Genomic DNA, 20509 nt, shown 5'->3' with positions numbered 1-20509 from the left:
CTCGCGTTGTTCGTTCATCTGGCAGCAAGGCCGCGGACCATCTCGCCGCCGGGCATCTTTTGAAGACTGCACGTGGGGGTCCTGAAATCCGGCCGCGAGGGGGCACGGCCGCTGCCAGAGTTCGAAGGAAAACGACAATGACAACTCTTCGCCGAAAATCGCCCATGCTCCTCGCCGCCGCCGCGCTGGTGCTCCCCGCCGGGCTCGCCGCCCAGCAGGCGCCTGACTATGCCGATACCTCGATCACCGTAAACGGCCCGGCGCCGTCCGACCTCACGGGTCTGGCCGAAGGGCCGGCGGTCGAAGGCTTCATCTCTGCGCGCCGCGACGACAAGGTACAGGTGACCACGGTCGACGGGTCGAAGACGGTGGTGCTGCTCAGCGACGCCACCGAGGTCCGCGGCAAGGGCGGCTTCCTGGGCCTCGGCCGCAGCAAGCTCGCCGCCGCCTCGCTCGTCAACGGGCTTCCGGTTACCATCAAGACCGTCCAGTGGAGCGGCGGGCTGGTCGCAAGCCAGGTCGCGCTCAAGGCCAAGGACCTGCGCACCGCGTCGATGATCCGCAACGGCACCGAGCAGGGCTTCGCCGAGCAGACCGCCGCGACCGAAGCGCTCAAGGGCCGGATGGCGGACATCGACAAGTACAACGTCAAGGGCGTGACCAACGTCAACTTCGACACCGGCCAGTCGGTATTGTCGGAGCAGGCCAAGGCCGATCTGTGCGCCGCGGCGGGACAGGCCGATGCGACCGAAAACGCGCTTCTGCTCGTCGTCGGTTATACCGATTCGACCGGCAGCGAAGACTTCAATCAGGAGCTGAGCGAGAAGCGCGCCAGCCGCGTGGTAAACTTCCTCCAGCAGAAATGCGGCTGGAAGCCCTACCGCATGCTGACGCCCACCGGGATGGCCGAGTCCGATCCGATGGCGGACAACTCGACGCCCGAAGGCAAGGCGCAGAACCGCCGCGTGGCGGTCAACATCCTCGTCAGCAAGAGCGTCGACGGGTTGTAATCCGAGGCGGGGCGGGCTCCGGCTCGCCCCGCTCAGAATGAATCGTACACGTAGCCGAGCTGGCGGACGGTCCGGATCGGGTCGCTCACCTTGGCCGAGACCAGCGCGCGGCGCAGGCGGCCGATCCACACGTCCACCGTACGCTCGTCGACCTGGTCGCCGCCCTTGAGCGCACCGATCAGCTCTCGCCGTGACACGACCCGGTCACGATTCTCGAGGAAGAAGGCCAGCAGCAGGAACTCGTTGGGCCGCATCGGCACCGGCGATCCGCCCGCGCGCACCTGATACGCCTCGCGGTCGAGCTTGAGCGGGCCGTGCGCGAGCACGTTGTCCGCCCGCGGCAGCAGCGGCGCCGCCTCGCATACCCGCGCTGCAATGGCCGACGCCGTCAGCGGGCCCAGCACGTAGTCGTCCGCGCCGGCTTTCAGCGCCCGCCGCCGGGTCTCCCGGTCGTCGTCTTCAATCACGAGGAAGATGCGCGCGTCGGCGGTGCGCGGCTCGGCGCGCAGGCGGCGGCATAGTTCGAGTCCCGAGGACTCGGGCAGCAGCCAGTCGATGAACAGCCATAGAGGCCCCGTCGCCTCAGCGATGGCGTCGAGCGGCCCCACCCGCGCCGCCGGTATACGGCGCGCGAGGTCGGAGGCGAGGTCCGCGTCGAAAGGCGCCAGGATGATGGTGGGCCGGTCGCTCATGCAGGCGCCTGTCTGCGCGCGTTTCATGACAGCCAAGTGACGGCCGGCCTGTCGCAATTCGGTCGCAAACGGCCCGATCGATTGTCGGATATCTATCACAACGGCGCAACCGACTCGCCCTAGTTGGCGGCGGCAGACGGGATGGCCCGAGCGCCAGTTCCCGCCGACTTGCCGATCACCGATCGGCCCACCGATGAGGGACTTTTAATGTATCGCTTTCGCCTTGCCGCGGCCGCTTCGGCACTCGCTATCGCGCATGTTTCCACCTCCGCGCTCGCTGCCGATGAAGTTGCCGCCGACGCGGCAACCGCGGAAGCCGCGACCGCCGACGATGGCGCGTTCGAAGGCGATAGCGGCGATGGACTGAACACGATCGTCGTCACCGCGACCAAGCGCGAGACGAACCTGCAGGACACCCCGATCGCGATCTCGGTCGTCGATCCGCAGCTGATCGAGGACCGCCACGTCCAGTCGTTGATCGACCTCGCCGACGGCGGCGTCCCCAGCTTGCGCGTTGCGACCTTCGAAGCGCGCCAGTCGGCGCTCACCATCGGCATCCGCGGCATCGTCCCGTTCGACCAGAACCAGGTCGCGCGCGAGCCGGGCGTGGGCGTCTACATCGACGGCGTCTATCTCGGCCGCAGCCAGGGCCTCAACGCCGCGCTGTTCGATGTCGAGCGGATCGAGGTCCTGCGCGGGCCGCAGGGCACGCTGTTCGGCCGCAACACCGAGGGCGGCGCGCTCAGCATCGTGACCAAGTCGCCCACGGGCGAGTTCGGCGGCCGGGTCAGCGCGGGGATCGGCAACTACGGCGCTTACAACGGCGAGATTCACCTCAACCTGCCGGCCTTCGCCAACTTCGCCATCAAGATCGACGGCGTGCTCCAGCACCAGGACGCGACCACCGAGAACCCGGCGAGCGGGCAGTACGGCTGGAACTACTACAACCGCGTCGGCGGCCGCATCGCCGGGCGCTGGACCCCGGTCGCGGGCCTGTCGGTCGACCTCGCCTATGACCGGGCGAAGGACGAGAACACGCCGTTCTACAGCCAGCTCTTGAACTACAACCCGCTTGGGCTCGCCGTCGGCACCTACGTGAACCCCATGACCGGCGTCACCGGCACCACGCTCTATCGCGGCACCACGCCGTGCAACTCGACCACCAACGTGTGCATCGCCCCGCTCGCGCCGCTGGTGCAGGTCGAGGGCGAGGACCGCATGAAGGTCGCCGATCTCGGCGTGATCCAGCAGCCAAGCGTCGACGAGACCCACGGCTACACCGCCGCCATCGCCTATGACTTGACGCCCGACCTTACGCTGCGCTCGATCAGCGCCTGGCGCGGGGTCGATACCAAGCAATGGGATGGCTCTGCCGGGGCACACCGCAGCGCGTTCGTGCCCAACGGTCAGTTCGGCCGCTACAGCCTTTCCGAGCTGCACCAGAACCAGTTCAGCCAGGAAGTGCAGCTCGTCGGCTCAATCCCAACGCTCGATTTCGTCCTCGGCGGCTACTACTTCAACGAGCATGTGCGGGAGGCGGCGGCGACGCCCAATCCGCTGCAGTGGAATGCCTCCGGCACCGGCTACACCTTCGTCAACCAGGTCGCGCCCAACCCGACCGCGCCGATCAGCTCGAGCAACCAAGGCTGGGACCGCGCCTACTGGTACGTGCAGCGCGATAGCCAGGCGGTGGGCAAGAGCCTCGGCTTCTTCGGGCAGGCGACCTGGACCCCGGCCGGGCTCGACATCTTCCACCTGACCGCGGGCGGGCGCTACACCCACGAGACCCGCAAGGGCGCGCTGACGGTGATCAATAACGCGCCGCTGCCGGGCGCCACGCTCGACTACAAGAACAACCGCTTCGATCCGATGGTGACGCTCGCGGTCGATGCCGCGCCGGGGGTCAACCTCTACGCCAAGTATTCGACCGGCTTCCGCGCCGGCGGCGCCAACTCGCGCTCGTCGAGCTTCCGCCAGTTTGATCCCGAGGAAGTGAAGGCGTACGAGATCGGGCTCAAGACCGATCTGCTGAACAACCGCCTGCGGATCAACGCCGCCGCCTACATCATGGACCGGACTGGCACCCAGATCGACTTCGACTTCGTCGACACCCGCGCGACGCTGGCGGGCGGCGTCGCCAATCCGTTCTTCAACCGCCACACCGAAGAGACGGTCAACGTCGCGGGCAAGTCGCGGATCAAGGGCATCGAGCTCGACGTGACCGCCGAGCCCATCGACGGGCTGCGGCTCGGCGCATCTTACGCCTACACCGATGTGAAGGTGCCGCCGGTCGCCAATCCGATCGCCGAATCGCCGGCGACATTCGGGGTGATCACCCGGGTATTCACAGTGTTCACGCCGAAGAACGCGCTGACCGGCTTCCTCGATTTCGAGACCCCGGTCGCCGCCAACGACACCCGCCTGCGCTTCCATATCGACGGCAACTACGCCGACGAGCAGTACAGCTTCCAGTCGGAGGATGTGCGCACCGAATCGAGCTTCATCGTCAACGGCAGCATCGCCTTGGCGGCCATCCCGCTGACGAGCAGCGGCGTGACGGGCACCCTCTCACTGTGGACGCGCAACCTGTTCAACGAAGCGCACATCTACCGCCGCTCGAACGCCAACAGCGCGCTGATCGGCGACTATGGCAACTTCAATCCGCCGCGCACCTTCGGCGTCGAAGGCACGGTCAAGTTCTGAGCCACGCGGGAGGGCGCTCGCGGGACGCCCTCCCGATCGCCTGCGGAACGAACTCGCCGCTGGCGCGCTTCGCTCACCCGCAGCGGAGTATAGTCGTGGCCGATCAACGCAGTGCAACCCTCTACCGCATGGTCCTCCCCGACCACATCTGCCCGTTCGGCGTGCGCGCCAAGGCGTTGCTCGAACAGAACGGCTACGACGTGAACGACCGCGTGCTCGCCTCGCGTGAGGAGGTTGATGCGTTCAAGGAGGAGCAGGGCATCGACACCACCCCGCTGGTGTTCATCGGCGATGAGAAGATCGGCGGCAGCGAGGAGCTGTCGGCATACCTCGCCAACGCCTGATCACCAGTCGCCCGGCCCGTGCACCCAGGCCGATGCGAGCCGCAGGAACTTGTCCGAGTTGTCCTTGATCGCGAGCTGACCGAATTCGACCGTCTGCTTGAGGCAGTCCTCAGCCAGAGGCTCGTCGAACACGAGCCCGCAGCGAATGCCGTCGTTCCACACGACACGAACATAGACGGCGAAGTTCAGCCAGCAGAGCCTTCCATCGGCGAGCTTCTGCGGATGCATCAGGCGCACGCACGCGCCGCTCGCCGAGATATCTTCCATCTGCACCCGCAGATTGTTCGCTCCACCGATCAGGCGAGCGGAAATCTCCAGTCGGTGGCGCTGACTGACGCGCCGGCCGATCTGCGCCTCTTCAGCGCAGGTTGCTTCAAGCTGCTCGACTAATCCCGGCACGGTGCGACCCTCCTGCGTAGGATAACGCAGGCTCGCCGTCGGGTTCCGTTAACATTCGAATATCGTTGGTTTATTTGGAGTAAAGAGGGTCAGGTCGCAAACAGTCCGTCGAGGCTGGCGAACGACTTCATCTCGATCGCATTGCCGCTCGGATCGCGGAAGAACATGGTCGACTGCTCGCCGGGCTCGCCCTTGAAGCGGGTGTAGGGCTCGATCTCGAACCGCACGTCCGCCGCCTTGAGCCGCTCCGCCAGCGTGTCGAATGCGTCCAGGGTCAGCACGACGCCGAAGTGCGGCACCGGCACGCCGTGCCCATCGACATGATTGACTGCCGCGTCGCCCTCGTTCTTCGCCGGGGCGAGGTGCGCGACGATCTGATGGCCGAAGAAATCGAAGTCGATCCATTGCGCACTGCTGCGCCCTTCGGGGCAGCCGAGCAGGCCACCGTAGAACGCGCGTGCCTCGGCGAGATCGTGGACTGGAAAGGCGAGGTGAAACGGGCGCAGGCTCATGGCCAATCCCTACAGCCGCACGAACCGTTTTCCTACACGCCAGCGTTTTGCCAACACCTTGCGGATGGATCGTGCCGAAGCCCTCCGTGTCCTCGCAGACTTCAAAGCCATGGCGTTGGCGGAAGACCGAAAAAGGAACCCAGAACAGTGTGACAAGTGTGACACCGTTCAGCCTCGACAGCGACATGATGAACGCCTAGGCCGCGGCCCGGTGGGACAACAGGCAGACAGCATGAAGCTGATCATCGGCAACCGGAACTATTCGAGCTGGTCCTTGCGCGGCTGGCTCGCGGCCAAGCAATCGGGCCTCGCGTTCGAGGAATTGACCGTCAGCCTCTACGGCGACGAGTGGGAGCAGGTGAAGCGCGAGCGCGACGAGCTCCAGCCCTCGAGTGGCAAGGTCCCGGTCTTGTGGGACGGCGAGGCGGTCATCTGGGACAGCCTCGCGATCCTCGAATACCTCGCCGACAAGGTCGGGCGCGAACGCTTCTGGCCCAAGGACGACGGCGCGCGCGGGATGGCGCGGGCGATGGTCGCCGAGATGCACTCGAGCTATCTCGCGCTGCGGCGCCAGTGCCCGATGAACGTGCGCATGCGGCACGAGGGCGTGCAGGTGTCCGACGAGGCGCGCGCCGATATCGTCCGCATCCTGCAGCTGTGGGCGGAAGCGCGCGCGCGGTTCGGGCGCGGCGGGCCGTTCCTCTTCGGCACTTTCGGCGCGGCCGACGTGTTCTACGCCCCGGTGGTGAGCCGGTTCGTGACCTACGGCGTCGGCGTTCCCGGCTTTGCACAGGCCTACATGGAGGCGATGTGGGAGCACGAATGGATGCAGGCGTGGATCAAGGCCGCCGAGGACGAACAATGGGTGATCGAGCAGTGGGACACCGTCCCATCCGTGTGACCGCGCGCCTGATCGCGGCGCTGCTCGCCATGCTGGCACTGGTCCAGCCGGGCGCGGCGGGTGCCTGGGGCTATTACGGCCACGCGACCACCGGGCGGATCGCGCTCGCCAACGTGAAGCCGGAAACCCGCGCCGCGATCGCTCGCCTGATCGCGCACCAGGCCGAGCTCGGCACGCCCGACTGCCCGATCCGCAGCCTCGCCGATGCCGCGACCTGGCCCGACTGCCTGCGCGGCCAGTACTGGCGCTGGGCCTATACCTTCGCCTGGCACTACCAGACCGAACCGGTCGCCCAGCCCTACGATGTGAAGAAGAATTGCGGCGGCGGCGACTGCGTCTCGGCGCAGATCACCCGCAACCAGGTGATCCTGTCGGACGAGAGCCTGCCGGCGAACGTCCGCCTGGAGGCGCTGGCGTTCATGGTCCACTTCGCGGGCGACATCCACATGCCGCTCCACTCGGGCGACAACAACGACAAGGGCGGCAACGCGGTGGAGGCAACCTACGGCATCGCGCCAGGGCTGAACCTGCACTCGGTGTGGGACAGCGCGCTGGCGGAACGGGCGATATCGGGCGCCAATCCGCCGCTGGTGCGGCACTATTCTCCGGCCGAACGCGCTGCGCTGGCTGGGGGCACGCCCGCCGACTGGGGCCGCGAAAGCTGGGAGCTGGCCCGCGACTTCGTGTACAGGAACGCCGCCGGGTTCGGTCCGCTCGCGGAACCCGCTTATCCGGACAAGGTGACGCTGTCGCAGGAGGCGATCGTGCAAGCGGTTCCTGTCGCGGAGAAGCGCATCACCCAGGCGGGCCTGCGTATCGCCGACCTGCTCGACGCCGCCTTCGCGCCCGGCAAGCTGCCGGACCCCGCGCGCTAATGGATGCGCTTGGCCGGGTAGGGCGTCCCGTCCTTGCGGGAGTAGCCGTCGGGTTCGAACACCATGTCGATGTCGGGGTACTCGCCCCGGTCGGCGGCCTTGTCGCCAGCGTCGACGACCACGAACACGCAGTCCTCGCTGCTGCGGTTCTGGAGGTGATGCCCGTTGCGCGCGCCCGCCGGCCAGACGCACACATCGCCGGGGCGCAGCAGCGTTTCGCCGTCGTCCTCGACCAGCACCGCTTCGCCCGCGATCATCACCAGCAGCTCGTCGAGTTCCTGGTGCCAATGCCGCTGCGAGGACCACGCGCCCGGCCTCAGCGTCACATGGCTCGCGCCGAAGTGCCTGAGGCCGCTGGCCGGCGCCATGCGGCGGTACCAGCGGCCCTCAACCGGCTCGTCGAACGGCGCGGGGTAGCCGGTCGCGTTGGTTTGCGGAATGGCGGCGAGATCGAGCTTGGGCATGGCGGGCTTCCCTTGGCTGGTGTGCGCGGCCGGCCCGGTATAGCGGCTCGCGCATGAGCGGACAGACTCCCGATGCTGAATTGGCCCTCGTTGCCGATCTCGCCGAGCGGTTGATCGCCTGCCCGAGCGTGACCCCGGCGTCGGGCCTGGTGTTCGACGCGCTGGAGGCGATGCTCGCGCCACTCGGTTTCGAGGTCGAGCGCTTCGTCAGCGAAGACGTCGAAAACCTGTTCGCGATCCGTCGCGGGCCGCTCGGCTCGCGCCATTTTGCCTTCGCCGGGCACCTCGACGTGGTACCGCCGGGCGAAGGCTGGACCACCGCCCCCTTCGCCCCCGAATGCCGCGGCGACCTCCTCCACGGCCGCGGTGCGGTCGACATGAAGGGTGCGATCGCCGCGATGGTCGCCGCCGTGGCCGAGGTGCCCGCCGACGCCGGCACGATCAGCTTCATCATCACCGGCGACGAGGAGGGCCCGGCGCTCCACGGCACCCGCGCACTGATCGAGCGTATTCGCGAACGCGGCGACATCCCGGATCTGTGCCTGGTGGGTGAGCCCACCTCGACCACGCGGCTCGGAGACATGGTCAAGATCGGCCGCCGCGGCTCGGTCAACATCTGGCTGGAGGTTGAAGGGACGCAAGGCCACGTCGCCTATCCGCACCTCGCCGACAATCCGATCCCCAGGCTGGTCGCGATGCTGGCCGAACTGGAGGCGCTAGAGCTCGACCAGGGGACTGAGTGGTTTCAGCCTTCGAACCTTGAGGTGACCGATCTAGAAGTCGGCAATCCCGCTACGAATGTCATTCCGGCGCGGGCCAAGGCCCGCCTGTCGATCCGCTTCAACGCGCTCCACACTGGCGCCCAGCTTGCCGAGCTGGTCGGGGTGATCGCCGCGAAACACGGCGGGATGGCGCGGGCGATGATCAGCGGGGAGGCGTTTCTGACGCCGCCCGGCGAGTTCTCCGCGCTGCTTTCAGCCGCGATCGAAGCCGAGACCGGCATCGTGCCCGAGCTGTCGACCACCGGCGGCACTTCAGATGCGCGGTTCCTCAAGGACTTGTGCCCGGTGATCGAATTCGGCCTGCTCAACGCGACGATGCACAAGCGCGACGAGGCGGTCGCGATCGCCGATCTCGAGCAACTCGCGCGGATCTATGCGCGGATCGCGCGGGACGCGCTGATTGTGCCCGGTGCGCCGCGCTGATAGCAGTCGGGTCAGGAGAGGGAGAATACAATGGTCGCCACCGCCGCGCCTGACGGCAGCATGCCGCAACCCGAAGCGCCGGGGCCGCAGCGCCGCTCGGCGCTCGGCTGGATGCTCCATGCGCTGAGCAAGCATCTGACCGCGTCGATCATGGTCGGCATGGTGCTGGGCATCGTGGTCGGCTGGATGGTCAATCAGGGGCTGCTGTCCGGCCTCGCCGATGCCGAGCACTGGGCGCGGTTCTTCCAGATGCTGTCGACGATCTTCCTCAATCTGATCAAGATGCTGGTCGCGCCGCTGGTCCTCGCGACGATCGTCTCCGGCCTCGCGCACATGGCGGACAGCAGCGCGGTGGGCCGGATCGGTTTCCGCGCGATCCTGTGGTTCATTGTCGCGAGCCTGATCTCGATCAGCCTCGGCCTGGTGATGGTCAACCTGTTCCAGCCCGGCGTGGGGGTCGACGTCGCAGCGCCGACCCAAGCGATCGGCGAGGTCAAGAAGCTCGATTTCTACGAGTTCATCGAGCACGTGTTTCCCAAGAACGTGGTCGGCGCGATGGCCGATAACAACGTCTTGCAGATTCTTGTCTTCGCGCTGTTCGCGGGCGTCGGGCTGACTGCGCTTCGCGAGCGCGGGGCGCCGCTGGTGCGGGCGGCCGATACGCTCGCCGAGCTGATGCTTGAGATCACCGGCTACGTGATGCGCTTCGCGCCCTTCGCGGTGTTCGGCGCGCTCGCCAACGTGGTGGCCAAGAACGGCCTGGGAATCCTCGGCACCTATGCGGTGCTGCTCGGCGAGTTCTACCTCGCGCTGGTGATCCTGTGGGCGATCCTGCTGTTCGCGGGCTGGGTAGTGTTGCGCGGCCGCGCATTCCAACTGGTGCGGTACGTCCGCCAGCCGGTCCTGATCGCGTTCTCGACTGCGAGTTCGGAGGCGGCGATGCCGCGCCTGTTCGAGCAGCTCGACCGCTTCGGCATCCCGCGCCGCATCTCGGGGCTGATGATACCGCTCGGCTACAGCTTCAACCTCGACGGCTCGATGATGTACGCGAGTTTCGCGACGATCTTCATCGCACAGGCTTACGGGATCGAGCTTTCGCTCGGTACCCAGATCGCGATCCTGCTGACGCTGATGATCAGCTCCAAGGGCATCGCCGCGGTCCCGCGCGCGAGCCTGGTGGTGATCGCCGCGACCCTCGCGATGTTCGACCTGCCGGCGGAGGGCATCGCGCTGGTGCTGGCGATCGACCAATTCCTCGACATGGGACGGACGGCGACCAACGTGCTCGGCAACGCGGTGGCGACGAGCGTGATCACCAAGTGGGAGGGCATGCTCCAGCCGATGCGCGATCCCGAAGCGGACGAAGACATCGCGCCGAGCCATACGCCCGAAGAGGGACGGCAAGGTCTTACGCTGGATCCGGCGGCGAACCCCTAATCAGCCTCCGTCGCCCCGGCCTTGATCCGGGGCAGTGCTTTCTTCGAACGCCGCGCCTCAAGGTAGCACCGGGCCCGGATCAAGTCCGGGGCGACGTCTCTTTGGTAAGTTTCGTCTTCGGCGGCGGCGTCTTCGGCTTGTAAGCGCAGAGGTCCACCACGGGGCACCTCCAGCACTCGGGGAGCCGCGCCTTGCAGGTGTAGCGCCCGTGCAGGATCAGCCAGTGATGCGCGTGGCGGCGGAACGGCTGGGGCACGCGCTTCTCGAGCTTGGCCTCGACCTCATCGACCGTCTTGCCGCGGGCGAGACCGGTGCGGTTGCCGACCCGGAACACGTGCGTGTCGACCGCGAACGTCTCCGCGCCGAATGCGCAGTTCATCACTACGTTGGCGGTCTTGCGGCCGACGCCGGGCAGCCGGACGAGCTCTTCCCGCGTTTGCGGTACCTCACCGCCGAACTCGTCGAGCAGCATGTGTGAGAGCGCGATGACGTTCTTGGCCTTGGTGTTGAACAGACCGATCGTTTTGATCTGCTCGCGCAGCCCTTCTTCGCCGAGCTCGATCATTTGCTGAGGAGTGGTGACGCGCCGAAAAAGCTCGCGAGTGGCCTTGTTCACGCCGACATCGGTCGCCTGCGCGCTCAGAGCGACTGCCACCACCAGTTGATAAGGGTTCCCGAACTCCAACTCCGTCTCAGGCGAAGGATTGTCCTCCGCAAGGCGGCGGAAGAACTCGAAAATCTGGTCCCGGGTCATGCAAACAGGCGGTAGAACCAGAGACCGATCTCGGTCCACCACTGCGATCCAAATACCAGTGTCTCGAACGCCTGCCACGCGATGACTGGCAAGCCGACGAAGAGATAGGCAGGGTGCATTGCCCCGAACCGCACCTGGTCGCGCACCATGGCGCCGATCAGGATCAGGTTCGTCGCGACGAGACCGAGTGCGATGTCCGGTCGCGGGACCCACGGGAGGAAATGCCGCCAACGGAACCATGCGGGCCAGATGATCACTACGCTGGCGATCAGGATGAGGCGCTTGTGCCACTGCGGCCGTTTGCGCAGCGCGATTGCGGCGGCGACCAAGGCGCAGAAGACTGCGGGAGTGGTCACGTTCCCGGCCATCCCCGCCGTGCCGCCGGCAGCGAGATCGCGGCGCGTTGCCTCCACGCCGATGGCGATGGTGCTGACGGCAATCGCGGGGGCGAGCACGACCGCGAACCAGCCAAGGCGCCGGTGTACCTTCAGTCGGCCCGCCGCGAGATGCGTCTGCACGATCGTCTGGCAGAGCCACGACAAGAGCAACGCTCCATGCACGTGCGACCAGCGCGGTCCATTGAACGTGCTGCGGACCATCGGCGCGGTGTAGGTCAGGAAGAAGCCAATAAGCGCGACTGCGAGTGCGCCCCACGCGGCAAGGCGATAAAAAGGAGTGCGGCGATCGGCCTGCCAGCCTGCCGCATTGCTCAAAGGCCGAGCACCTGCGGCATCGTGTATCGGCCAGCCGGTTTGCCGATAAGCCACGCGGCTCCGGCGACCGCGCCGCGGGCGAAGATCATTCGATCCTCGGCGACGTGCGTGAGTGTGAGCCGCTCCTGTTCGCCAGCGAGGATCACGCTGTGCTCGCCGGCGACGGTGCCGCCACGCAGGCTTGCGAAGCCGATGGCGCCCTCTGCCCGCGCCCCCGTATGACCATCGCGGCCGCGCTCGCTGTTGCCGGCAAGGTCGATTCCGCGACCGGCAGCGGCGGCCTCGCCCAGCAGCAGCGCGGTGCCGCTCGGCGCGTCGACCTTCATCCGGTGGTGCATATCGACCACCTCGATATCCCACTGCGGCCCCAACCTTGACGCCGCCTCGCGCACCAGATGCGCCAGCAGCGTGACGCCGAGCGAGGTATTGCCAGTCTGCAGCACCGGGATCGCCAGCGCCGCGGAATCGAGCATTGCGTGGTGGCGTTCCTCCAAACCGGTCGTTCCAACCAGGATGGGGATGCCTGCGCCGATTGCGGCGTGCAGGTTGGTCTCGAGCGCGGCGGGAGAGGTGAAGTCGAGAAGCGCCTCACTCGCTTCGGCAAGGGCTGCGGTGTTGCCCCCCTGGTCCACCCCACCAGCTACTTCGTGCCCTGCTTCCGTGATGGCGCGCGCGAGCGCCTGGCCCATGCGCCCTTCGCTGCCGATGATGCCGATACGCGCCATTGCCACTCCCAGACCCGCATGCTTCATGCGCGCCATGACCGATATCCGCAACATCGTCGTCCTCACCGGTGCCGGCGTCAGCGCGGAGAGCGGGATCGATACCTTCCGCGGGGGTGGCGGACTGTGGGAGCAGCACCGGGTCGAAGACGTCGCCACGCCTGAGGCGTTTGCGCGCGATCCCGAACTGGTGCTGCGGTTCTACGACATGCGCCGCGCGGCCATTCAGACCAAGGAGCCGAACGCGGCGCACCACGCGCTCGCCCGGCTCGACGCGGAGTGGGAAGGCGGGTTGCTGATCGTCACGCAAAACGTCGACGACCTGCACGAACAGGCTGGCGCAAAGCGCGTGCTGCACATGCACGGCGAGCACCTCAACGCCTGGTGCACCGCGTGCGATGTGCGGAGCCGCTGGACCGCGCCGCTGATCGACAGGCCGCCGTGCCCCGCGTGCGGCGCGCGCTCGCTGCGTCCCGACGTCGTGTGGTTCGGCGAGATGCCGTACCGGATGGACGAGATCTACGCGGCACTTCGCGAGGCGGACCTGTTCGTCTCGATCGGCACCAGCGGTGCGGTCTATCCGGCTGCAGGCTTCGTGCGCGATTCACGCGAGCTGGGGGCGCGGACGCTCGAGCTTAATCTCGAACGGAGCCAGGGGTCGGCATGGTTCGACGAGACCAGGCTCGGCCCTGCGTCCGAATTGGTCCCGGCCTGGGTGGCGGAGATGCTGGACGGCTGAGGCCGCTGCACCCATATCCAGGCCATGGTGTGGGACCTTGGCCGAGCCATGCGCAAGAAGGAGGAGTTCGAATCAGCCCGGCTGATGGACTTCGAATACCGCCTGCGTGCCCGCACCATGCGCCTGCTGGGTGATCGGCTTGGGCGGGATGGTGCGCGTTATGCTCGGGAAACTGCGCTTCGGAGCGACGAGGCGATCGTCGACCTCATCGCGGCTGAGACTGACCGTTCACGCGAGGAGATCGTCTCCGAACATGTGCGCTGCGCCACTGAGGCACGCGCGCAACTGATCGGCGAGCGCGGCGATCCGACGCCTTACCGGCTCGGCTAGCTGGCGCAGGCGCGGCATTCGGGGTCCTTTGCGATGCGGAAGCTCCGCATGGCCGGCGCGAGTCCGTCGAGCAGGTGGAGCGTGCCCCACTGCGGATCGCCCATGCCCGGTGCGGCCAGCATGCGCACCGCCTGGAGCGCGGCGAAGGTGCCGACCCAGCCCGCCATCGCGCCGAGCATGCCGTCTTCGGCGCAGGTGTCACAGTCCTCGGCATCGAACGCGTCGCCGACGTAGCAGCGGTAGCAGGCGTGGTCGGGCAGATGGCCGGCGAAGGCGCCGACTTGGCCTTGGAAGCGACCCACTGCGGCGCTGAGGAGGGGTATTCCGGCCGCGACGCAGGCGTCGGACACCGCGAGCCTGGTGGCGAATGTGTCGGTCCCATCGAGCACCAGGTCGGCACCAGCAATCGCTTCGGCGGCATTGGCGGAGTCGATCCTTCGATCATGAAGCGTAAGCTCCAGCTTGTGGTCGAAGTTCGCCAGCCAGCGGCTCGCCGCGACCGCCTTGCCGTGGCCGACATCGCGCTCGGAATAGATCGTCTGGCGCTGGAGGTTGCTCAGTTCGACCTTGCCGTCATCGATCAGCGTCAGGCAGCCGATCCCGGCCCCGGCGAGATACTGCAGCGCCGGCGCCCCGATCCCGCCGAGCCCGACCAGCGCGACACGCGCGTTGACCAGCGCGACTTGGCCCACACCGCCCAGTTCGGGGATCACGATGTGACGGGCGAACCGGTCGAGACGCTCAGGGGATAAGGCCATGCGCAAGCTGTTGGCAGCATGCGGATAGGCTGTCGACAAGGCTGTGTGCAGCCCTGTCGACTATCGGTTCACGATCGGTGGAAGATCAGCTCTCGAGCTGGCGCAGCAGGCTGCGCACGTCGCCGTCCATGTCGGCATCGCGCTGGCGCAAGTCCTCGATCAGGCGAACCGCGTGGATCACCGTCGAATGGTCGCGCCCGCCGAACTTGCGACCGATCTCGGGATAGCTGCGCGGGGTGAGCACCTTCGCGAGGTACATCGCCACCTGCCGCGGCCGGACAACCGCGCGGGCGCGTCGCTTGGAGCCCATCTCGGCGCGATCGATACGGTAGAACTGGCACACCGTGCGCTGGATTTCGTCGATGGTGATCCGGCGGCGGTTGGCCGAGAGGATATCGGTCAGCTGCTCTTCGGCGAGCTGGAGCGAGACGACTTGCCCCGTCAGCTGCGCGTAGGCGATCAGCTTGTTGAGGCCGCCGACCAGCTCGCGCACGTTGCGGGTGATGGTGCGGGCGAGGAAGTCAATCACGTCCTCCGGCACTTCGAGCGGGGCAAAGCGCACCAGCTTCGATTGCAGGATCGACCGGCGCAGCTCGATATCCGCCGCCTGGATGTCGGCGACGAGGCCCATGCTGAGGCGGCTGAGCAGGCGTGGTTCGACTCCATCGAGCGCCTGGGGCGCGCGGTCGGCGGCGAACACCAGCCGCTTGCCCTCGGCGAGCAGCGCGTCGATCGTGTAGAGCAGTTCCTCCTGCGCCGACGCCTTGCCGATGATGAATTGAATGTCGTCGACCAGCAGCAGGTCGAAGCTGCGCAGGCGGGCCTTGAACTCGATCGTCTGGTTCGATTTCAGCGCCTGGACAAATTCGACCATGAAGCGCTCGGCGCTGCAGTAGAAGATGCGGGCGCGCGGGTGCGCCGAGAGATAGGCGTGGCCGATCGCGTGCAGCAGGTGCGTCTTGCCCTGGCCGGTCGCGGCCTTGAGGTAGAGCGGCGAGAACTGCGGCGCCTCGCTCGCGGCCATGCGCTGCGCGGCGTTGCAGGCAAGCACGTTGGCCTCGCCGGTGACGAACGCCACGAAGGTTAGCGAGGGGTCGAGCCCGACCGAGGAGGTGAACCCGCGCTCGCCGATGGTGCCGGCGGCCACCGCGATCATGCTGGTGTCGCCGTCGTTGGCCGGACGGCGACCGTCGGCCAGGCTCAACTCGGGCAGCTTGCGGCGCCCTGGGTGCACCGTGATGCGCAATTGGCGCACTTCGCTGCGCGCGATCTTCCACGCGAGACTCAAGCGGTCATGGAATCGGTCGTTGACCCAGTTGGCCGAGAATTCGGTCGGAAGGTACAGCTCGAGCGTGCCGGTGTCGTCGCACAGCGAGCCGACCTGAATCGGCTTGATCCACTGGCTGTGAATTTGATGGCCGAGATCCTTGCGGAGGCCCTGGCTGATGTCGGCCCAGTCGGCCGCCAGGTTCACCGCTTCGAGATCTTCCATGCCATCCCCACTGTTGCGCCGTGCGGCGTTGCTGCCGCCGATGATGCTGTCCATCGGTTGCCCGTTCATCCTCTTTGACCTGCGCTAGGACAGATCGTTTCCCCCAACGGACGCACCTCGCCACCGCCCTGAATCCGTCGCGGGATTCGGGTCCGACCGAGAAGTCCAGAACTGTGTGAGCCCGTGCCGTCCAGCCCCGGGCGAGGCACTTCTTTTCAACAGCGCCGCGCGACTGGCAAGGCTGCCGATGCAAAAAAAGTGAAATATTGGCTGTTGACTCACGCAAAGTGGCGGAGATGCGTTCAAGCCTCTGAATTTACACGGTTAACTAAGGATAGACGATGCGAATCGCCGGAATTCCGTCGTTTGCGCGAGAGGTGCGCGGCACAAACGAAGACGCCGGCGCTTTTGGCGCCGGCGTCGTTCGCTTTTGTTCCGGTGCGATCGCTCCGCGGGTGCGGAGCGGCGCGCGAATCAGAGGCCGGCGACTCGCTTGGAGAGGCGGCTCATCTTGCGACTGGCGGTGTTCTTGTGCAGCACGCCGCGAGCGACGCCGCGCGCCAGTTCGGGCTGCGCGGCCTTGAGCGCTTCGGCAGCGGCAGTCTTGTCGCCGCCGGCGATCGCGGTCTCGACCTTCTTGAGGAAGCTGCGGATGCGGCTCACCCGATTGGTGTTGATTTCCGCGCGGGTGTTGTTGCGGCGGATGCGCTTCTTGGCTTGCGGCGTATTGGCCATGTCTGTCCTCAGTGAGCCGCTGCTGGCGGCCGAAAATCGTGTTTCGCGTGGGTGCTCGCGGTGGGCGGACCCGCCGGGAAAGGCGCGCCCCTAGCGGCGCTGCCCGATTCCGTCAAGTTACCGCTGGCACTTTGGGCAATACCAAGTGCTGCGGCCGCCTTGAGCGAACCGCCGGATGGTGCCGCCATCGTCGCGCAGGCACGGTTTCTTCTCGCGCCCATACACCGCGAAGCGGGTCGCGAAATAGCCGAGCTGCCCGTCGGGCTGGGCGTAGTCGCGCAAGGTCGAGCCGCCATCGCCGAGCGACCGTTCGAGCACGTCGCGGATCGCGGGTACCAGCCGCTCGAGCGCCGGCTTCGAGACCTTGCCCGCCGCTTTGCGCGGATCGATCCGCGCGTGCCACAGCGCCTCGCACACATAGATGTTGCCAAGGCCCGCGACGATTCCCTGGTCGAGCAGGAGCAGCTTTATCGCCTGTTTGCGGTCCTTGAGTTCTCGCTTGAGATGATCGGCAGTGAGATCGGGCCCCAGCGGTTCGGGGCCGAGCGCGGCGAATGGCGGCCACTCATCAAGAAGGGCCGTATCGACCAGGTCGACAAAGCCGAAGCGCCGCGCGTCGTTGAGCGCGTACACATGGTCGGCCGTCTCAAGCACGAGGTGATCGTGCTTGTCAGGCGCGCTCGGATCGATCCGCCAGCGGCCGCTCATGCCGAGATGGAAGATCAGCGTCGAATCGCGGTCGGTATGGATCAGCCCATACTTGGCGCGCCGTCCGAGGCCGGTAACGCGCGCGCCGGAGAGCCTTTGGACCAAGTCTTCGGGAAACGCCCGGCGCATGTCCGCGCGGTTGAGCTGGACCCGCTCGATCCGCGCTCCATCGAGCGACGCGGCGAGCCCGCGCACGGTTGTCTCGACCTCGGGCAGCTCGGGCATGGCGGGCGCTCTAACACCCTTTGCGGCCCCTGCAATTGCCCGTAAGGCGCGCACCCATGAGAGATACCGTGTCCTTCGGTTACGAAGAGGTCGATCCCGAAGAGAAGACCCGCCGCGTCGGCGCGGTCTTCTCGGGCGTGGCGGCCAAGTACGACATCATGAACGACGCGATGAGCGGCGGCATGCATCGCCTCTGGAAGGACCAGTTCGTTCGCCGGGTGAAGCCGCAGCCGGGCGAGGCGATCCTCGACATGGCGGGCGGCACCGGCGACATCGCCTTCCGCCTGGCCGATCGCGGCGCGAGCGTGACGGTCGCAGACATCAATCAAGAGATGCTCGACGTCGGAGTCGAGCGCGCGCTGGAACGTGGCATCGATGGACTGGTGTGGAGCCGGCAGAACGCCGAAGAGCTGAGCTATCCGGCGCGCAACTTCGACGCGTACACGATCGCATTCGGCATCCGCAACGTCACTCGCATCGACCGCGCCCTGGCCGAAGCGCACCGCGTGTTGAAGTACGGCGGACGGTTCTTCTGCCTCGAATTCTCGACCACCGAGTGGCCGGGGTTCAAGGACGCTTACGACTTCTATTCGCACAAGATGGTGCCGAAGATCGGCCGTGCCATCGCAGGCGACGCTGACAGCTACCGCTACCTGATCGAATCGATCCGCCGCTTCCCGCCGATGCCCGAGGTCGAGCGCATGATCCGCGCCGCCGGCTTCGCGCGCACCAAGGTGGAGCCGATCCTCGGCGGGCTGGTTGCCATTCATTCGGGGTGGAAAATCTAGGCGTGACCCGTCCCGCGACGCATATCTGGCGGCTGCTTAGCTGGGGCCGGACGCTCGCCAAGCACGGCGCGCTGCGCGGGATCGAGCGCGATCCGAACACGCCGGATCAGGTCAAGCGGCTCGCGCGCATCGCCCGGCTCGGCACGATCCAGCCGCGCGAGCCCGACTACGCCGCCGCCTTTCAGGACATCGGGCCCGCAGCGATCAAGCTCGGCCAGTCGCTCGCCACCCGGCCCGACCTAGTTGGTGAGGTCGCGACGCACAATCTGCTCGCGCTGCAGGACAGCTTGCCTCCGGTGCCTTTCGCGGAAATCGAGGCGGAGATCGCACGCAGTTTCGATCGGCCGGTTACCGATCTGTATGCTACGATCGATCCCGAGCCAGTCGGTTCCGCCTCGATCGCGCAGGTCCATCGCGCGGTCACCGTCGAGGGCCGACAAGTCGCGATCAAGGTGCTGCGGCCGGGCATTCGCGAACGCTTCGCGCGTGACATTGCGACGTACGAATGGGCGGCCGCGCACCTCGAAGCGCTCGGCGGCGAGGCATCGCGCCTGCGCCCGAGCCTCACCATCGCCAACTTCAAGCGCTGGACCACCAGCGAACTGGACCTGCGGCGCGAGGCGGCTTCGGCCAGCGAGCTCGCCGACGCGATGCGCGGCTTCGAAGGCTACTGCGTCCCCTCGGTCGACTGGGACCGGACCAACGGCCGGGTTATGACCATCGAGTGGATCGACGGGGTCAAGATTTCCGACCGCGAAGCCCTGATCGCTGCCGGTCATGACCTGCCGGAGCTGGCGCGCCGGCTGGTGCTCGCGTTCCTGCAGCAGGCGATCAGCGCGGGCTTTTTCCACGCCGACATGCACCAGGGAAACCTGTTCGTGCGCGCCGACGGGACCATCGTGGCGATCGACTTCGGCATCATGGGCCGGATCGACCGGCGCGCGCGCCAGTGGCTGGCGGAAATCCTCTACGGCCTGATCACCGGCAACTATCGCCGCGTGGCCGAGATCCACTTCGAGGCGCAGTACGTGCCGAGCTACCACTCGGTCGAGGAATTCGCGACCGCCTTGCGTGCGGTGGGCGAGCCGATGCGCGGACGGCCTGTGAGCGAGCTGTCGGTTGGCCAGATGCTCGACGGGCTGTTCGCGATCACCCGCGATTTCGACATGCAGACCCAGCCGCACCTGCTGCTGCTGCAGAAGACGATGGTGATGGTCGAAGGGCTCGCCACCAGCCTCGATCCCACGATCAACATGTGGGATGTCTCCGCCCCCTTCGTGCGCGAATGGATCCGCGACGAATTGGGCCCGGAAGCGGCGCTCGCGGATCGGTTGCGAACCGATGTCGCAACGCTGATGCGGCTGCCCGATCTCATCCGCCGGATCGAGGACCGCTACCCCGCGCGGGGCGGCGCGCCCGATCCGCCGCCGCTGCCCGAGGTGCCACTGATGTGGGTCCGCACGAGCGAGCGACGCTGGCCCGGCTATGTGTTCGCGGCGCTAATCGGCGCGGCTGCCGTTGCCGCCGCTTCGCTTGCCGGATTGCTGGGGTAGCGTTCGCTCAGGTCAATCGGTGGGGCAGCACGCGGCTGGCGACCAGCGACAGGATCACCGCCAGCGCCTCGACCAGCATCGGCGGCAGGAATCCGGGATAGGTCCCGTCGGCGAAGACGCTGACGATCCGCCCGAACAGCGCGATGCCGAAGATCGCCGCGGGGACCAACAGCAGATCGCCGTTGCGCTTCCATGCGCCCCAGATCATCGCCCCCCCGCCGACGAAGAACAGCGCGGGGAAATCGGCCCGCAGCACCGCGAGACCGCCGGCGCCGTCCGCCATCAAGTGGAAGCTCGTCACCGTGCTCGCGGGCATGAGCAGGAAGCCGAGGCCCATCACGAGGAAGAACAGGCCTTCGATGAAGATCAGCGCGGTCAGGATCAGGCGCATACGGTTCCCCTCTATTCGTCGTGCTTGGCTTGTGACCGACCCGCGAAACTTGCGCTAGC

At 66.9% G+C, this 20509-nt stretch carries 23 protein-coding genes; 11 read left to right on the top strand and 12 right to left on the bottom strand.

Going from position 1 to position 20509, the window contains the following annotated elements; translation table 11 throughout:
• The first annotated feature begins 137 nt into the window (after positions 1 to 137).
• Positions 138 to 1010: an OmpA family protein gene (locus tag ELY12_RS12560; RefSeq protein WP_126177043.1), complete on the top strand. Its 873-nt coding sequence runs from the start codon at positions 138 to 140 to the stop codon at positions 1008 to 1010.
• Between the two features lie 32 nt (positions 1011 to 1042).
• Here the strand turns inward: ELY12_RS12560 and ELY12_RS12555 are convergent, their stop codons facing one another.
• Positions 1043 to 1729: a response regulator transcription factor gene (locus ELY12_RS12555; protein WP_164549504.1), complete on the bottom strand. Its 687-nt coding sequence runs from the start codon at positions 1727 to 1729 to the stop codon at positions 1043 to 1045.
• Between the two features lie 180 nt (positions 1730 to 1909).
• Here ELY12_RS12555 and ELY12_RS12550 point away from each other — a divergent pair, with 180 nt between their 5' ends.
• Positions 1910 to 4405: a TonB-dependent receptor gene (locus tag ELY12_RS12550; RefSeq protein WP_126177041.1), complete on the top strand. Its 2496-nt coding sequence runs from the start codon at positions 1910 to 1912 to the stop codon at positions 4403 to 4405.
• Positions 4406 to 4500: 95 nt separating this feature from the next.
• A complete protein-coding gene (locus ELY12_RS12545; protein ID WP_241229855.1) occupies positions 4501 to 4749 on the top strand; it encodes a glutaredoxin domain-containing protein in 249 nt (82 codons plus the stop codon).
• On the opposite strand, the gene ELY12_RS12540 is transcribed toward ELY12_RS12545, so the two are convergent.
• Both ELY12_RS12540 and ELY12_RS12535 read right to left on the bottom strand, forming a co-directional pair.
• On the bottom strand, positions 4750 to 5148 hold the full coding sequence (locus ELY12_RS12540) for a PilZ domain-containing protein (RefSeq protein ID WP_164549503.1): 399 nt from the start codon (positions 5146 to 5148) through the stop codon (positions 4750 to 4752).
• Positions 5149 to 5237: 89 nt separating this feature from the next.
• Positions 5238 to 5660, bottom strand: a complete 423-nt coding sequence (locus tag ELY12_RS12535; RefSeq protein WP_126177039.1) for a VOC family protein — start codon at positions 5658 to 5660, stop codon at positions 5238 to 5240.
• Positions 5661 to 5892: 232 nt separating this feature from the next.
• On the opposite strand from ELY12_RS12535, the gene ELY12_RS12530 reads away from it, so the two are divergent.
• Together ELY12_RS12530 and ELY12_RS12525 are read left to right on the top strand one after the other, a co-directional pair.
• Positions 5893 to 6561 (top strand): glutathione S-transferase family protein, encoded by a 669-nt coding sequence (locus ELY12_RS12530; protein ID WP_126177038.1) that lies wholly within the window; start codon positions 5893 to 5895, stop codon positions 6559 to 6561.
• Positions 6522 to 7436, top strand: coding sequence for a S1/P1 nuclease (locus ELY12_RS12525; protein ID WP_126177037.1), 915 nt, complete (start codon positions 6522 to 6524; stop codon positions 7434 to 7436). Before ELY12_RS12530 ends, ELY12_RS12525 begins: the two co-directional genes overlap by 40 nt.
• On the opposite strand, the gene ELY12_RS12520 is transcribed toward ELY12_RS12525, so the two are convergent.
• Complete coding sequence (locus tag ELY12_RS12520; RefSeq protein WP_126177036.1) at positions 7433 to 7900, bottom strand: cupin domain-containing protein; 468 nt, start codon at positions 7898 to 7900, stop codon at positions 7433 to 7435. The two genes, ELY12_RS12525 and ELY12_RS12520, sit on opposite strands and share 4 nt — an antisense overlap.
• 53 nt (positions 7901 to 7953) lie before the next feature.
• Between ELY12_RS12520 and dapE the strand changes: the two genes are divergently transcribed.
• Together dapE and ELY12_RS12510 are read left to right on the top strand one after the other, a co-directional pair.
• Positions 7954 to 9105, top strand: a complete 1152-nt coding sequence (gene dapE / locus ELY12_RS12515) for a succinyl-diaminopimelate desuccinylase (RefSeq protein ID WP_126177035.1) — start codon at positions 7954 to 7956, stop codon at positions 9103 to 9105.
• Positions 9106 to 9228: 123 nt separating this feature from the next.
• A complete protein-coding gene (locus ELY12_RS12510; protein WP_126177176.1) occupies positions 9229 to 10542 on the top strand; it encodes a dicarboxylate/amino acid:cation symporter in 1314 nt (437 codons plus the stop codon).
• Positions 10543 to 10621: 79 nt separating this feature from the next.
• On the opposite strand, the gene nth is transcribed toward ELY12_RS12510, so the two are convergent.
• Genes nth through dapB form a run of 3 tightly spaced genes read right to left on the bottom strand, consistent with a single transcriptional unit; the run spans position 10622 to position 12734 of the window.
• Positions 10622 to 11296 carry an endonuclease III gene (gene nth, locus ELY12_RS12505; RefSeq protein ID WP_126177034.1) on the bottom strand — a complete coding sequence of 225 codons (675 nt, stop codon included), beginning with the start codon at positions 11294 to 11296 and terminating at the stop codon, positions 10622 to 10624.
• Positions 11293 to 12009 (bottom strand): hypothetical protein, encoded by a 717-nt coding sequence (locus tag ELY12_RS12500; protein ID WP_126177033.1) that lies wholly within the window; start codon positions 12007 to 12009, stop codon positions 11293 to 11295. Before ELY12_RS12500 ends, nth begins: the two co-directional genes overlap by 4 nt.
• On the bottom strand, positions 12006 to 12734 hold the full coding sequence (gene dapB / locus ELY12_RS12495; protein WP_126177032.1) for a 4-hydroxy-tetrahydrodipicolinate reductase: 729 nt from the start codon (positions 12732 to 12734) through the stop codon (positions 12006 to 12008). The genes ELY12_RS12500 and dapB overlap by 4 nt, the downstream gene beginning before the upstream one ends.
• Positions 12735 to 12768: 34 nt before the next feature.
• Here dapB and ELY12_RS12490 point away from each other — a divergent pair, with 34 nt between their 5' ends.
• Together ELY12_RS12490 and ELY12_RS12485 are read left to right on the top strand one after the other, a co-directional pair.
• The gene (locus ELY12_RS12490) at positions 12769 to 13470 is read left to right on the top strand and encodes an NAD-dependent deacylase (RefSeq protein WP_126177031.1); all 702 of its coding nucleotides are present in this window, start codon (positions 12769 to 12771) and stop codon (positions 13468 to 13470) included.
• Between the two features lie 48 nt (positions 13471 to 13518).
• Positions 13519 to 13800: a hypothetical protein gene (locus tag ELY12_RS12485; RefSeq protein ID WP_126177030.1), complete on the top strand. Its 282-nt coding sequence runs from the start codon at positions 13519 to 13521 to the stop codon at positions 13798 to 13800.
• Here the strand turns inward: ELY12_RS12485 and ELY12_RS12480 are convergent.
• The 4 genes from ELY12_RS12480 to mutM all read right to left on the bottom strand — a co-directional run bounded on the left by ELY12_RS12480 (position 13797) and on the right by mutM (position 17718).
• The gene (locus tag ELY12_RS12480) at positions 13797 to 14558 is read right to left on the bottom strand and encodes a HesA/MoeB/ThiF family protein (RefSeq protein WP_126177029.1); all 762 of its coding nucleotides are present in this window, start codon (positions 14556 to 14558) and stop codon (positions 13797 to 13799) included. The genes ELY12_RS12485 and ELY12_RS12480 overlap by 4 nt on opposite strands.
• A gap of 85 nt (positions 14559 to 14643) precedes the next feature.
• Positions 14644 to 16104, bottom strand: coding sequence for a chromosomal replication initiator protein DnaA (gene dnaA, locus ELY12_RS12475; RefSeq protein ID WP_126177028.1), 1461 nt, complete (start codon positions 16102 to 16104; stop codon positions 14644 to 14646).
• 420 nt (positions 16105 to 16524) lie between these two features.
• Entirely contained in the window at positions 16525 to 16785 is a 261-nt protein-coding gene (gene rpsT / locus ELY12_RS12470) for a 30S ribosomal protein S20 (RefSeq protein WP_126177027.1), read from the bottom strand.
• 117 nt (positions 16786 to 16902) lie between these two features.
• The gene (gene mutM / locus ELY12_RS12465) at positions 16903 to 17718 is read right to left on the bottom strand and encodes a bifunctional DNA-formamidopyrimidine glycosylase/DNA-(apurinic or apyrimidinic site) lyase (RefSeq protein ID WP_126177026.1); all 816 of its coding nucleotides are present in this window, start codon (positions 17716 to 17718) and stop codon (positions 16903 to 16905) included.
• 56 nt (positions 17719 to 17774) lie between these two features.
• Between mutM and ELY12_RS12460 the strand changes: the two genes are divergently transcribed.
• Together ELY12_RS12460 and ubiB are read left to right on the top strand one after the other, a co-directional pair.
• Entirely contained in the window at positions 17775 to 18506 is a 732-nt protein-coding gene (locus ELY12_RS12460; protein ID WP_126177025.1) for a class I SAM-dependent methyltransferase, read from the top strand.
• Between the two features lie 2 nt (positions 18507 to 18508).
• Complete coding sequence (ubiB, locus tag ELY12_RS12455) at positions 18509 to 20059, top strand: 2-polyprenylphenol 6-hydroxylase (RefSeq protein ID WP_126177024.1); 1551 nt, start codon at positions 18509 to 18511, stop codon at positions 20057 to 20059.
• Between the two features lie 7 nt (positions 20060 to 20066).
• Here the strand turns inward: ubiB and ELY12_RS12450 are convergent, their stop codons facing one another.
• A complete protein-coding gene (locus tag ELY12_RS12450) occupies positions 20067 to 20450 on the bottom strand; it encodes a hypothetical protein (RefSeq protein ID WP_126177023.1) in 384 nt (127 codons plus the stop codon).
• Between the last annotated feature and the right edge of the window lie 59 nt (positions 20451 to 20509).

It is taken from the genome of Tsuneonella rigui, assembly GCF_003958625.1.
Classification (GTDB): domain Bacteria; phylum Pseudomonadota; class Alphaproteobacteria; order Sphingomonadales; family Sphingomonadaceae; genus Tsuneonella; species Tsuneonella rigui.
This window is presented reverse-complemented; position numbering and strand designations above follow the sequence as displayed.

Bases quoted from the DNA above. Each gene is read 5' to 3' on its own strand.
- ELY12_RS12560 (WP_126177043.1), top strand. From the start codon at position 138: ATGACAACTCTTCGCCGAAAATCGCCCATGCTCCTCGCCGCCGCCGCG.
- ELY12_RS12555 (WP_164549504.1), bottom strand. From the start codon at position 1,729: ATGAAACGCGCGCAGACAGGCGCCTGCATGAGCGACCGGCCCACCATC.
- ELY12_RS12550 (WP_126177041.1), top strand. From the start codon at position 1,910: ATGTATCGCTTTCGCCTTGCCGCGGCCGCTTCGGCACTCGCTATCGCG.
- ELY12_RS12535 (WP_126177039.1), bottom strand. From the start codon at position 5,660: ATGAGCCTGCGCCCGTTTCACCTCGCCTTTCCAGTCCACGATCTCGCC.
- ELY12_RS12530 (WP_126177038.1), top strand. From the start codon at position 5,893: ATGAAGCTGATCATCGGCAACCGGAACTATTCGAGCTGGTCCTTGCGC.
- ELY12_RS12525 (WP_126177037.1), top strand. From the start codon at position 6,522: ATGGGTGATCGAGCAGTGGGACACCGTCCCATCCGTGTGACCGCGCGC.
- ELY12_RS12520 (WP_126177036.1), bottom strand. From the start codon at position 7,900: ATGCCCAAGCTCGATCTCGCCGCCATTCCGCAAACCAACGCGACCGGC.
- dapE (WP_126177035.1), top strand. From the start codon at position 7,954: ATGAGCGGACAGACTCCCGATGCTGAATTGGCCCTCGTTGCCGATCTC.
- nth (WP_126177034.1), bottom strand. From the start codon at position 11,296: ATGACCCGGGACCAGATTTTCGAGTTCTTCCGCCGCCTTGCGGAGGAC.
- dapB (WP_126177032.1), bottom strand. From the start codon at position 12,734: ATGGCGCGTATCGGCATCATCGGCAGCGAAGGGCGCATGGGCCAGGCG.
- ELY12_RS12490 (WP_126177031.1), top strand. From the start codon at position 12,769: ATGACCGATATCCGCAACATCGTCGTCCTCACCGGTGCCGGCGTCAGC.
- ELY12_RS12485 (WP_126177030.1), top strand. From the start codon at position 13,519: ATGCGCAAGAAGGAGGAGTTCGAATCAGCCCGGCTGATGGACTTCGAA.
- ELY12_RS12480 (WP_126177029.1), bottom strand. From the start codon at position 14,558: ATGGCCTTATCCCCTGAGCGTCTCGACCGGTTCGCCCGTCACATCGTG.
- dnaA (WP_126177028.1), bottom strand. From the start codon at position 16,104: ATGGACAGCATCATCGGCGGCAGCAACGCCGCACGGCGCAACAGTGGG.
- rpsT (WP_126177027.1), bottom strand. From the start codon at position 16,785: ATGGCCAATACGCCGCAAGCCAAGAAGCGCATCCGCCGCAACAACACC.
- mutM (WP_126177026.1), bottom strand. From the start codon at position 17,718: ATGCCCGAGCTGCCCGAGGTCGAGACAACCGTGCGCGGGCTCGCCGCG.
- ELY12_RS12460 (WP_126177025.1), top strand. From the start codon at position 17,775: ATGAGAGATACCGTGTCCTTCGGTTACGAAGAGGTCGATCCCGAAGAG.
- ELY12_RS12450 (WP_126177023.1), bottom strand. From the start codon at position 20,450: ATGCGCCTGATCCTGACCGCGCTGATCTTCATCGAAGGCCTGTTCTTC.